This window comes from Oleiphilus sp. HI0080, from assembly GCF_001635135.1.
Genome location: NZ_LWFU01000421.1, coordinates 1 through 11,134, shown reverse-complemented (window position 1 = coordinate 11,134; position 11,134 = coordinate 1). Strand labels below are relative to the sequence as shown.

Here is an 11,134-nt window from a genome sequence, read left to right as displayed (position 1 = left end):
CGCCTCTCCCGCGACACAACAAACAGACACGCCAACTACGCGCGCTGCCATGTAGTCCAAACTAGTGGTTTCGGTGTCAAACGCGAAATAAGGCGCGGCTTTTAGTTTTTCTAACCAAGATTCGAATACCGTTTTGTCTAGCACCGTTTCATAGTTTGCCGGAACGGTATCTGGAATTATGGGACTCGCGGCTTGAGGGGAGAAATCATTGGCTTGCGTGGCCGCTGAAGAAGGAGTGCTCTCTGCGCCCTTGTTACCATTTAGTGCAGTGATTAAAGACTTGAATTCCAGCTCGGTGTAGAGTGCTTTTAAGTTGTCAGTATCTTGCTCGTTATGGGCTATTTCTGCTAGCCCTTGTTCGAGCTCAATATCGCACTTAATCGTGGCGAGATCGTAGGAGAGCGGTAGCATTTCAAGTGCATTGCGAAGGTTTTCGCCAATCTTGCCGCCAACCTTGTCTGCATTTTCCATCACGCCATCTAGTGACTCGAATTGTGCTAACCACTTAACGGCCGTCTTCGGGCCGCACTTTGGTACGCCGGGAATGTTATCTACGCTGTCGCCGACTAACGCAAGATAGTCGATGATTTGAGATGGTTTCACGCCAAATTTTTCGACAACGCCTTGTTCATCCATAAAGGTGTTGGTCATGGTGTTCATTAACGTCACATGCTCTGTCACCAACTGAGCCATGTCTTTATCGCCAGTCGATACGATAACATCTAGTTTCTGTTCTGTAGCTTGGCGTGCAAGCGTGCCGATAACATCGTCCGCTTCAACATCTGGGATCACGAGCAAAGGCAGGCCCATGGCCTTAATAATGTCGTGAATCGGTTGTATCTGGCTGCGCAAATCCTCCGGCATAGGAGGGCGATTGGCCTTGTAATCGGGATACATGTCGTGACGAAAGTTTTTGCCTTTTGCATCAAAGACAACAATGATTTTTGATTCGGGATAGTCGCTAACGAGGCGACGAATCATGTTGATGACACCTTTTATCGCTCCGGTAGGCTGGCCCTTGGAGTTGTTTAGAGGCGGGAGTGCATGGTAGGCGCGAAATAAGTACGATGAACCATCGACGAGAACGGCTGGGGCTGTAGCGGTCATTGAATCACTAATTGTTTTGTGGTTTTGAAAGCATGCTATAGTAGGGAAAAACGCCACAAGCTTAAACCTTAAACACCAACAACCCTCGTGTTTTGATTTTCATAAGAAGGATTCCATGACCTCTTCACGCGCACACTTATTTCTTGCCTTACTGTTTAGCCTCTCAATCTGGAGTGCGGTGACCCATGCTGAGGAACCCAGAACTGGTGAGCAGCCTGACATTGTTATTCGTGAAGAAGAGAATAAAACGTTCTACGAGTATCGTGTTGGCGGTGTGCTGAAAGAGATAAAAGTGGTTCCAAAAATTGGCCCCGTGTATTACTTGGTACCTGCCGACGGGGATGGTTGGATTCGTGAAGAAAAGTCTCAGATGCTGGTACCAAAATGGGTTTTGTTTGAATGGTAAATAAAACACCAAAAAGTTAGAACTTAGTATGAATATTCTAAAACTGCTTGGTACGATTTCCTCAACTTAGGTAGTTGCTGCTTTTAAAAAAAGAGCACTGGCCGAGGAGTCTTTCATCTAGGATATTTTTAGGAGAGTTATCATGGCTAAGATCAAAACTTACCAAGAGCAAGTTCAAGACGTAGTAGCAAAAGCAATCGACGCAGTAGAAGGTCAGTACAAAGCACTTGCTGGTGCATCTTTCGGTTACGCTGAAAAGTACTACAACGTTGAAACTGTTAAAACCAAGCACGACGAAGTTATTGCTCTTGCAACTGACAAAGCACGTGACGTAAACAAGCTTGTTGGTTCTTATGCTGGCGACCTTATCGCTAAGTTTGAGAAAGAAGAAGCGCCAAAGAAAGCAGCAGCTAAAAAGCCTGCAGCGAAAAAAGCTCCGGCTAAGAAGCCTGCAGCGAAAAAAGCGCCTGCTAAAAAAGCAGCAGCAACTGCTTAAGCATCCGCTTAAATAGTGATTGAAAAAGGAGGCCCATGGCCTCCTTTTTTTATGCCTGTCTCATATTGATCTAGATTAACTTCATGAGAAGAGATCCCTTTATCCGCCGAATTTGCAGTGTCTTCGTATCAGTTAACGCATCACAGCGGACATGTTCAATATGGCGAGATCACAGCGATTTTGGTTAAAAGCGGGCGTCGCACAAAATAAATGCACACCCTTTTCCCTAAGCTCCCTTCATTGATTAGGTTGATATGCAGTCGACAAAAATCTTCGTATGTTTTTATAAGAAAGCAAAAAAGTGGACGCGTCTATTTGATCAGAATACAGGTAGACCTCTGCTAGCAGCCCCATATAAGCTTGATACTCGAGAACGTGTCGATCAAATGAGGATTGGCATGTTTCAGAAACAATACTGAAATCGAACCCACTTCCTGCGTTTAAAGTACGCAGGAGCTTTGAAGCTTCATTCAATCTGTCTTCCTTAGTGCTTCTAAGACCCACAACTGCAATATTTAACTTTGATAACTCATGTGCTAGCGGGCATCGATTGACAGCCCAGCCATAGTACATGTGGGACAACTCCATCAAGTTCGACACTAACGTTTCGTGTCGTTGGCTATCTTTTTTTAAAAAATGATTTGCTGATACTAATGCCAAACGAACACAATGCTCGCTGCGCTCAGTGCATAAATTTTCTTTGACATAGCCTGCCAAAGGAGGAGGTAAGTGCGTTACGACCGCATTGACTAACAATAAATCTTCATCTTCTAGGTTGACTTCCGATTTAAGGACTTTAAAAAACAAGTCTTCATCTGGAAAAACGTTCAGTATTTCTGCCTTTGCTCGCTGATCAATGTAAACGGCATAAAGCGCGACACTTACAATAACAACAAGCACGACAAATGATATTACTCGCAAGAAATCGCTCAATTTGCTCACTTCTCCTTTCAACTACCCTTTTTATCTTTCGACAAAGACAAGAGTGAAGCACCGGGAGCGAAAGGACATTGGTGAAGGCTATTGAAATAACAACTAATCGCTTGGTAATTTTTATAGTGCACTAACCACTAATCCCTGTAATGAATAAATATCTTTTTCAAGGATAAAGCACCGAGCGATATATGTCTGCTATTTGGTGATAACTGACGCAGAGGTGCGAAGGATTTATAGCCCGCTAAAGAGGATGCGCGGATGTCGTTATAGTAAGGAATAGAACGCTGTTCTTTTTTGCAAATCGATGCTTGAAGGCAGTCTATCAAGAGTTTGATCTCGGGTGGTTCCTGAAGTGCCAACTTACTATTACTTCAATGCGGAATATTTCTCACTTTCGTTATTGCACGATACTCATGTTTAGCCCAAAAGCACTCAGGTATTTCGTTAAGGAGCGCTCTCTATTTCTGTGCAAGGTTTGCATCTGCACGCCGTGGGTAAACTCCACTTCAGTATTTTTTCGTTCTTTTAACTCAAGCGTCGCTGTGGCGGGTAGCTTCAGATCGGCAAAAAGCGCATCCATTGTGTGCTTGCCTGCTCGGCTGAGCAGGTAATCGCCTTCTGAGAATAATAAGTCGGTGCGGATTGCGATGCTCGGAGAGGCTTGAGGCGCACTTATGATTATACGACCCTTGAGGTTTAATTGTTCAACGCGTTCGTTAAGCGTATTGGAGGGCCAAGTTACTTCGATTGCTGCATCGCTAGACGTCTCGATAGCGTTTTCTGCTTTTGATAAATGTAGAGCGTTAGAGTCGATCGTGCTGATGGGCAGCGCATTAGAAAGCATATGCTGAACGCCGCTAGCCTGCGCGGCGATTAAGGCCAATACAAAGAGTACGGCCAGTGTGATGGGCCTGGTATTGTCGGTCGCCTGAGACATATATGGGGTGATCTGACTCTGAGCAAAGCCTGTTTGAACACGCATGTTTACGATGCTCTTTGCCCACTAAAGAAAGAGCTGTTCTTTTGCCTCGTTGCTTTCGCTACCGATCTTGGCTCAACGGCGCGAACATTTTTTAATACCTCTAGACCATTGGTCATGCCTTCGAGTTGCGCCCTAATTTGTGCAGGTGTTTTGTGTTGCAGGATCATGATCAGGCCTTCTGCTGACAAGCGCAGTGTGTGATCTTCAAGTTCCAGCATGGCCCACAGCTTAAGAGAGAGAGTTTTTAATACCAATGTATTCAATAGCAGGGCGAATGCGAGTGCGATGAGAGCTGGCATGCCGATGATTCCTGCACTTTCTGTGCTGTCAGCGGAGAGTTGAATGATCAAGGTGCAGACGGAAACCAGTAACGCAACTGGTAGCAGGTTTGAGTTAACCCCCTCAATCATTGCAATAGTTTTCTGGCGCTGTTGACGGGTGCTTTCAATCTGCCAGCTTAGTGTCTGTGTCGCATCTTCTTCAGAGTACTCTTCTCGCGCGGCGATCAGGCCTGTGCGCACGAGGCTTTTATCCATCGTCGCAAGTTCTTTATCGATGAGCGCAAACTGTTTACGAAACCATAGTTTTGAGAAACCGACGACTTGAACGATGATGCTCTGCTCGTTTGATTCGGGCTCTTTTAAGTCACGTTTTAGGGTTGCGGGTAATGCTTTGAGCGATGCCCAAGAGTGATTAATGACGATAAGGAGGCACGATAACAACAAAAGCGTTGCGATGCCGAGGATGCTTAGCCACATAGGTTGCTCCTAAGGTAGTACAAATTTCTGACACAAAAACAGCGATATTGTGAAAGAAGCAATTATTGCGCCTAAGATGGTTGGCTAACGTATAAATCCGCTATGTTAGTTGGCTTTGCGTGTCTTTGTCGTGACGTAGGCGTTGATCAAGTTGGTTGAGTCGTTCTGGTGTGCCAACATCGAGCCAGAATGCACGCATTTCTGAGCCGTAAAGACCGCCTTGTTGCGCGAGCTGTCTTAGGATGGGGCCAAGCGGTGCCGGGCCGGGTGGCAATTGGGTAAACACACTCGGGCGGTACAAGCCGATTCCGCTATACGTGCGTGCGTTATGTGCACTATCAGCTTGGTCAGCTTTGATTGATAGGCGCGCACAGCCAGTGTGATCCATCCCGTGGATGTCGAAATCGCCGGAAGGATTGTGACAGGGGTTTTGGCAGAGCAACAGGTTTGCCTGCACTTGGCGGTGCGCATGGAGAGCATGATCCAGCCAAGGGCTTAAATCTTCTTCAAAATAGACATCGCCATTAATGAGCAAAAAAGGCGCATCGTTTTTCGTTTTCAGGGACGCAAGCGCGTTGACGATGCCGCCGGCCGTTTCAAGAAGAGCCTTCTCAGGATAAATGTCGATTTTTAGACGGTGTTGCCAGTTCTGTTCCAAGTGGTCAATAACAAGGTGCCCAAGCCAGTGTGTATTGATGGCGACGCGCTCAACTCCGAGAGATTCAAGCCTCTCTAGATGATAATCAATCAATGGTTTTTGGGCGGCTTTCAGAAGCGGCTTTGGGCAGTGGTCAGTGAGTGGCCGCATGCGCGACCCCAGACCTGCTGCCAGTATCATCGCTCTCATTGTGTTGGCTCTAGCGTATGCGATGCGACGAAGTCCAGCATTGGCTGCTCAATTCGGTGTTTCAGTAGTGCGTGCAGGTTGTGCAGTTCGTTATGCCGCGCGGTTTGCGTCAGTATGTAGTTAAATGTTCTTGGGATATCGTTAAGATAGCCAAACTTGCCGTCGCGCAGGGCGAGTCTTGCGAAAATACCTGCGGCTTTCATATGACGCTGAATGCCCATGAGATCGAATTGCTTGAGGAAACTCGCTTCGTTCTCTTCGCGCACAGCTTCAATGGTCGATGTTTGTTTGTAGTTGAGCGCTAATTCTTTGACCAAAGTTGGATTCAGCTCGATATAACAATCGCGTAGTAGCGAGACTAAATCATAGGTGACAGGGCCAAATACGGCGTCTTGAAAGTCGATGATCCCCACTTTTCCAGACGGCAGAGACATTAGATTTCGCGAGTGATAATCTCGATGAACCGCACACTGCGTTTGCGAAAGCGCACTTTCTATGAGCGCTTCAAACGACTGCTCTATGGTGGCTTGCTCGCTTTCAGTGAGCGAAATGTGCAGTGCTGTGCCAATGAGCCAGTCCGTGAACAAAGCAAGTTCTCGTTTGAGAAGTGCGCGATCATAGGTCGGGAGATGCTTTGCGCCCCGGAGATCCTGAATACCCTTAAGTGAGTGAATCGCGCTTGTGTAGACGGAGTGCTGTTCTTCGAGAGGTTTTTTGTCCACCATTTGAAACAGCAGCGTGTCGCCAAAGTCTTCAAGAAGTAAAAAGCCTTGCTCTAGGTCGATGGCGAACAGCTCAGGTAGGAGAACACCCTGTTCACGCCATGCTTTTGTGATTTCTACAAACGGGTGGCAATCTTCTTTTTCGGGTGGCGCATCCATCACGATGAAACTTTGGTTGTTCGAGTTCTTGACGCGAAAATAGCGTCGAAAACTGGCATCTCCAGCCACGCTCTCGAGAGGCGGTGTTGGCGTTGTGTGATTGGGTAGGTTGGCGCGCAACCAATCGTGTAACTGCTCGATTCTTTCTGGCATCAAAGGAGGGTTCCGTAAGGCGCGTGTTATTTAATCTTTTTGCGCTAAAGTTAGGCGTAATCCAAGCATCCTAATCAAAAAGTTAAATGACATCAAAGGTGCCAGAGTTTATCATTCAAGAAGTTCCTATCCCCCTCTTAATTGCCCTGAATCTGTTCGAGGTTTTGCATGTGCCGTAAGTTGAAGCAGTGTTGCTTCTTGATGCCGCTAACGCTGTTGGCATGCTCGGTAGCATTTGCGGAAACGCGCGGAGAAACTGAGCCTGCAGGTGCATGCAGAAAGCCTGAGCTTCCCGTTCTTTATAAGTCTTCTCCCAGCGATCAGGCGGAAACCTTAGATATTGATCCAACCGTCACGGTGCATGCCAATTCTGTTGAATATCGCGAGAACAATCGATTGGAGCTAGAGGGCCAAGTTGAGATCAGCAAACAGGGGTATTACGCACGCAGTGATACGGCGGTTATTGACCAGTCTAAGAACGAGGCTGCACTTGAGGGGCATATTGTCATTCAAGGTCCGCAAATGCATATGACGAGCGACTCGGCAGAAGTCAATTTGACGGAAGGCAGTGCAACGCTGCACAACGCTGATTTTATTGAGCCCGAGACAGGCCTGCGTGGTCGCGCTGAGATGATTGATCAGCAGGATGAGTTGCATCTAACGATACGCGAGGGAACTTTTACAACGTGTCAGGAAGAAGTGCCGGATTGGTCGTTTAGTGCCTCTGAGATTGAGTTAGACCAAGAAGAAGGCGTCGGTTCAGCGAGTCATGCGCGATTCAATATTCTTGACGTGCCCGTGCTCTACGTGCCGTGGTTTACCTTTCCGATTGACGATCGTCGAAAGTCTGGTTTTTTGTATCCGACGATCGGAACGTCCAATGTTGACTCTGGCCTCTACGTGTCGACTCCCTATTATCTGAATCTTGCACCGAATTATGATGCAACGATTACGCCCAACTGGATTGGGGGGCGAGGCGCGTATGAAGAAGTCGAGTTTCGTTACATGGGCGATATCCATCAATCCCGAGTATCGGGTGGCTATATCGATGAGGATAAGGCCTATAAGAGCGAACAGATTGATCTCGGTAATGTTGACGAGAACGGCCAGCGCTGGGGCTTCAATATTGAGCAGGACTGGAAGCTTGATACCTTGTACACCGACACCATCGGTTACTTGAATTACACGCAGATTAGTGATGATGATTATCTCGACGATTTAGATCAAGGCTTGCAGGTAGCGAGTAAGGACATGCTTGATCGCCGCTTCTCTGTCCGGCATATCGGTGAGCGCTATCAGTTTGAGGCGTTGTTTCAACAATATAAATCTTTGAGTTCGAGCACGCTGCCATCTGAGCAGTCGTATCAGCGTTTGCCTGAGTTAAACCTCTCTATTTTTCAGCCGTATAAAACGCTCGATTTAGATTGGGATAGCCAATACGTTTATTTTTATCGTGATCAAGATCAATTGGTTGGAGATGAGCTTGTTCGCGGATCCCGGGCTCGGCATCGGCCGACTGTGTCCGTCCCTTGGCGCAATAGTTTTGCTCATGCAAAACCGAGCGTGAGTGTTGATCACACGGATTACTATTTAGAGGACTGGTCACAAACTGATAAGCATGCAGGCAGAACCATTCCGGTGTTTGAATTTGATGCAGGAATGGCGTTCGATCGAACGCCAACCCTTTTGCCAGAAAGCTACACGAATAGTCTCGAGCCTCGGCTTTACTATGTTTATAGCGATTATGTGGATCAAAGTGATTTGCCCAATTTTGATTCGTCTATCCCGAGTTTTAATTACGATAATTTGTTTCGTGCAAACCGTTTTACCGGGGGAGACCGAATTAGTGATGAAAACCGCCTCACTTTGAGTGTGACAAGTCGCTATACCGATTGGGATAGAGGGCTCGACGTCGTCAGCCTGAGCCTGGGACAAGTTAGCCAGTTTGAGAGGCGAAAAGTAACGTCAGGCCAGAATCAATCTATATTGGATGGCGAGTCGATGCTCGCCTCTGAAGTAACCGTTCGGCCAGATCATTTGTGGACCCTGCGATTCTCCAATTTGTGGGATGCGAGCAAGAATGAAACCGAAGAGAGTGTGAGCAGCGTTTCTTATCAGAGCCCGAATAATCAAAGCGTTGTTAATATGGCCCATCGCTTTCGTCGTGGTGAGATTGAACAAAGCGATGCGTCTGTCATCTATCCCATGAGTTCGGAGTTCAGTGTGTTAGGGCAGTGGCGCTATGCGTTAGATGAGAATCGCACAATTGGTACTTTGGCGGGCATAGAGTACACAAGCTGCTGCTGGCGAATTCAAATGCTTGGTCAGCGCTATTTGACCGATACCAGCGAGATGGACAACGGTATTCTTTTCCGCTTCCAGTTGCGCGGCCTAGGCGGGTTTGGAGTAAACGATTCGAAGATGGATAGTCTGATTCCTGGCTACCAGCGTCGAGAAGAAGAAATTAATTAAGGTAATGATCATGTTTCAGAAGCGGATGACGGCTTCCGTTAAATCTTTTGTATTGGTACTGCTTGTTTTGATGCAGTTTGCCGGAACGGTGCGTGCGGCAGAATCTGTGTTGCTCGATCGCGTTATTGCGATTGTGAATGATGACATTGTCATGGAGTCTGAACTGCAGCATCGTCTGCGTCAGATTTCTGGGCGTTTGATGCAACAAGGGACGCGCCTCCCACCACAAGCCGTGATGAATCAACGTGTTCTCGAACAGCTAATTTTAGAAAGTATTCAGCTCCAGCTTGCCCAGCGAGCAGGTATTCGCATTAGTGATACTCAGCTTAACGAAACGCTGGTAAATATTGCGAAATCAAATGGCATGACATTGCAGCAATTTCAACAGCAGCTTGCGTCTGAGGGTGAAACGTACGCTGCTGCTCGGGAGCAGATTCGTCGGGAGATGATCGTTACGCGAATTCAACAGCGAGAAGTCGATCGCCGTGTTCGTGTATCGGAACAAGAGATTAACAACTTTCTTGATTCGCGCGAGGGACGAGAGCGTTCAGGCGTCGAATACTATTTAGGGCACATTCTGATTTCGGTGCCTGAGAATCCAAAGCCGGAACAAGAAGAAGCGGCCTTGCAAAGAGCTGAAGATGTTCTCAAAGAGCTGAAAGAGGGTGCGGACTTCCAACAAATGGCCGTAGCTCGGTCAGACGGTCGGCAAGCTTTAAATGGCGGTGTGATTGGGTGGCGTAAAGAGAATGAATTGCCATCAATAGCATCGGATGTTTTGCCTAATCTCGAGAAGGGTGAACCTTCTGAGCTGATCCGCTCAACGAGTGGCTACCATATTATTACAGCATTAGATAAGCGTGGAGGCTCGGAGCAGTGGGTGAAGCAGCGTCGAGCGCGCCATATTCTGATTGCGCCCAGCGAAATTCGCAGCGATCGTCAGGCCAAAGAGATCATCGACAAACTGTATGACCGAGTGAGTAATGGCGATGACTTTGCTGAGCTCGCACGTTCCAATTCCGATGACCCCGTTTCTGCCATTGATGGAGGCGATTTGGACTGGGTAAGTCCTGGTCAAATGGTTCCTGAGTTTGAAGAGGTAATGGCGCAAACACCGGCTGGAGAGACCAGTAAGCCATTTCGTTCGCCTTATGGCTGGCACATTTTGCAAGTACTGGAAGAGCGTGATCAAGACATTGGTGCGATGGTTCAGGCAAATCAAGCGAGACAACTTATTTATCGCCGCAAGTTTGAAGAAGAACTCGTGCTTTGGTTGCAAGAGCTTAAGTCTGAGGCCTTTATTGAAGTAAAGGACGAGAAGTACCAAGTTGAGGAGGCGAGTTAATTGGCTACGCCAAAACCGCTCGCAATTACACCAGGCGAACCTTCGGGGATTGGGCCAGACCTTGCGCTCATGCTGGCTCAGCAATCTTGGCCAATACCCTTGGTTTTTATTGCAGACCGAGACCTTCTAGCGCAGCGGGCTGATGAACTAGGGCTTCCTTTTAAGGCGTTTGAGTACCCTTGTTCTATCGACAGAGAGCTAAGTCGGGGCGAAGCATATGTTTACAATGTGCCGCTTAAAGAGCCGGTTCAAGCCGGCGCTCTCAACCCAGAGAATGCCCAGTATGTGCTCGATACCTTAGATGTCGCGATTGATGGAACTCTGAACGAGATGTTCTCTGCCATTGTGACAGGGCCTGTTCATAAAGGTGTTATTAATGATGCGGGCGTACCTTTCTCCGGTCATACCGAGTATTTGCAAGATAAGTGTGGGGTGGAAAGAGTTGTGATGATGCTTGCAAATGGTCGCATGAAAGTAGCGCTTGCAAGCACTCACTTACCTTTAAAGGACGTTTCTGCTGCAATTACTTATGACGCATTGAAGCAGGTTATCGATATTCTTATTGCCGATATGCGGCAGAAGTTTGCGGTAAATGCACCTCGGGTTCTGGTTGCTGGCTTGAATCCGCATGCAGGAGAAGGTGGCCACATGGGACGAGAAGAGATCGATGTGATTGAGCCGGTAATGTCGGAATATCTCGGTCAGGACGTGTCGCTGGTTGGGCCGTTGCCTGCCGATACGCTGTTTACCC

At 47.5% G+C, this 11,134-nt stretch carries 11 protein-coding genes; 5 read left to right on the top strand and 6 right to left on the bottom strand.

Going from position 1 to position 11,134, the window contains the following annotated elements:
- The coding region (locus tag A3751_RS07990; RefSeq protein ID WP_304439014.1) for a 5'-3' exonuclease H3TH domain-containing protein at positions 1-1,107 on the bottom strand (1,107 nt) is incomplete at its 3' end.
- A gap of 115 nt (positions 1,108-1,222) precedes the next feature.
- Here A3751_RS07990 and A3751_RS07985 point away from each other — a divergent pair.
- Positions 1,223-1,513: a DUF2782 domain-containing protein gene (locus A3751_RS07985; RefSeq protein ID WP_068454127.1), complete on the top strand. Its 291-nt coding sequence runs from the start codon at positions 1,223-1,225 to the stop codon at positions 1,511-1,513.
- Positions 1,514-1,655: 142 nt separating this feature from the next.
- Entirely contained in the window at positions 1,656-2,009 is a 354-nt protein-coding gene (locus tag A3751_RS07980; RefSeq protein ID WP_068454124.1) for a hypothetical protein, read from the top strand.
- A gap of 237 nt (positions 2,010-2,246) precedes the next feature.
- On the opposite strand, the gene A3751_RS07975 is transcribed toward A3751_RS07980, so the two are convergent.
- The 5 genes from A3751_RS07975 to A3751_RS07955 form a co-directional block, all read right to left on the bottom strand.
- Complete coding sequence (locus A3751_RS07975; RefSeq protein WP_156492328.1) at positions 2,247-2,942, bottom strand: hypothetical protein; 696 nt, start codon at positions 2,940-2,942, stop codon at positions 2,247-2,249.
- A gap of 400 nt (positions 2,943-3,342) precedes the next feature.
- The gene (locus A3751_RS07970) at positions 3,343-3,927 is read right to left on the bottom strand and encodes a hypothetical protein (protein ID WP_068454119.1); all 585 of its coding nucleotides are present in this window, start codon (positions 3,925-3,927) and stop codon (positions 3,343-3,345) included.
- A 2-nt stretch (positions 3,928-3,929) separates the two neighbouring features.
- Positions 3,930-4,685 (bottom strand): hypothetical protein, encoded by a 756-nt coding sequence (locus A3751_RS07965; protein WP_068454116.1) that lies wholly within the window; start codon positions 4,683-4,685, stop codon positions 3,930-3,932.
- 100 nt (positions 4,686-4,785) lie between these two features.
- Positions 4,786-5,532 (bottom strand): nucleotidyltransferase family protein, encoded by a 747-nt coding sequence (locus A3751_RS07960; protein ID WP_068454113.1) that lies wholly within the window; start codon positions 5,530-5,532, stop codon positions 4,786-4,788.
- Positions 5,529-6,566: an aminoglycoside phosphotransferase family protein gene (locus A3751_RS07955; protein WP_068454110.1), complete on the bottom strand. Its 1,038-nt coding sequence runs from the start codon at positions 6,564-6,566 to the stop codon at positions 5,529-5,531. Before A3751_RS07955 ends, A3751_RS07960 begins: the two co-directional genes overlap by 4 nt.
- Positions 6,567-6,767: 201 nt before the next feature.
- On the opposite strand from A3751_RS07955, the gene A3751_RS07950 reads away from it, so the two are divergent.
- From A3751_RS07950 to A3751_RS07940, 3 genes are all read left to right on the top strand, one after another.
- Complete coding sequence (locus A3751_RS07950; RefSeq protein WP_068491732.1) at positions 6,768-9,038, top strand: LPS-assembly protein LptD; 2,271 nt, start codon at positions 6,768-6,770, stop codon at positions 9,036-9,038.
- 10 nt (positions 9,039-9,048) lie between these two features.
- Positions 9,049-10,383: a peptidylprolyl isomerase gene (locus tag A3751_RS07945; protein WP_231871684.1), complete on the top strand. Its 1,335-nt coding sequence runs from the start codon at positions 9,049-9,051 to the stop codon at positions 10,381-10,383.
- Positions 10,384-11,134 (top strand): 4-hydroxythreonine-4-phosphate dehydrogenase PdxA (locus tag A3751_RS07940; protein WP_068454105.1); only part of this gene is annotated, 751 nt, incomplete at its 3' end. It lies immediately after the preceding gene.

What these genes read in the sequence shown, in the direction of transcription:
- A3751_RS07965 (WP_068454116.1), bottom strand. Translation starts at nt 4,685, where the DNA reads ATGTGGCTAAGCATCCTCGGCATCGCAACGCTTTTGTTGTTATCGTGC.
- A3751_RS07950 (WP_068491732.1), top strand. Translation starts at nt 6,768, where the DNA reads ATGCCGCTAACGCTGTTGGCATGCTCGGTAGCATTTGCGGAAACGCGC.
- A3751_RS07970 (WP_068454119.1), bottom strand. Translation starts at nt 3,927, where the DNA reads ATGCGTGTTCAAACAGGCTTTGCTCAGAGTCAGATCACCCCATATATG.
- A3751_RS07985 (WP_068454127.1), top strand. Translation starts at nt 1,223, where the DNA reads ATGACCTCTTCACGCGCACACTTATTTCTTGCCTTACTGTTTAGCCTC.
- A3751_RS07960 (WP_068454113.1), bottom strand. Translation starts at nt 5,532, where the DNA reads ATGAGAGCGATGATACTGGCAGCAGGTCTGGGGTCGCGCATGCGGCCA.
- A3751_RS07945 (WP_231871684.1), top strand. Translation starts at nt 9,049, where the DNA reads ATGTTTCAGAAGCGGATGACGGCTTCCGTTAAATCTTTTGTATTGGTA.
- A3751_RS07955 (WP_068454110.1), bottom strand. Translation starts at nt 6,566, where the DNA reads ATGCCAGAAAGAATCGAGCAGTTACACGATTGGTTGCGCGCCAACCTA.
- A3751_RS07980 (WP_068454124.1), top strand. Translation starts at nt 1,656, where the DNA reads ATGGCTAAGATCAAAACTTACCAAGAGCAAGTTCAAGACGTAGTAGCA.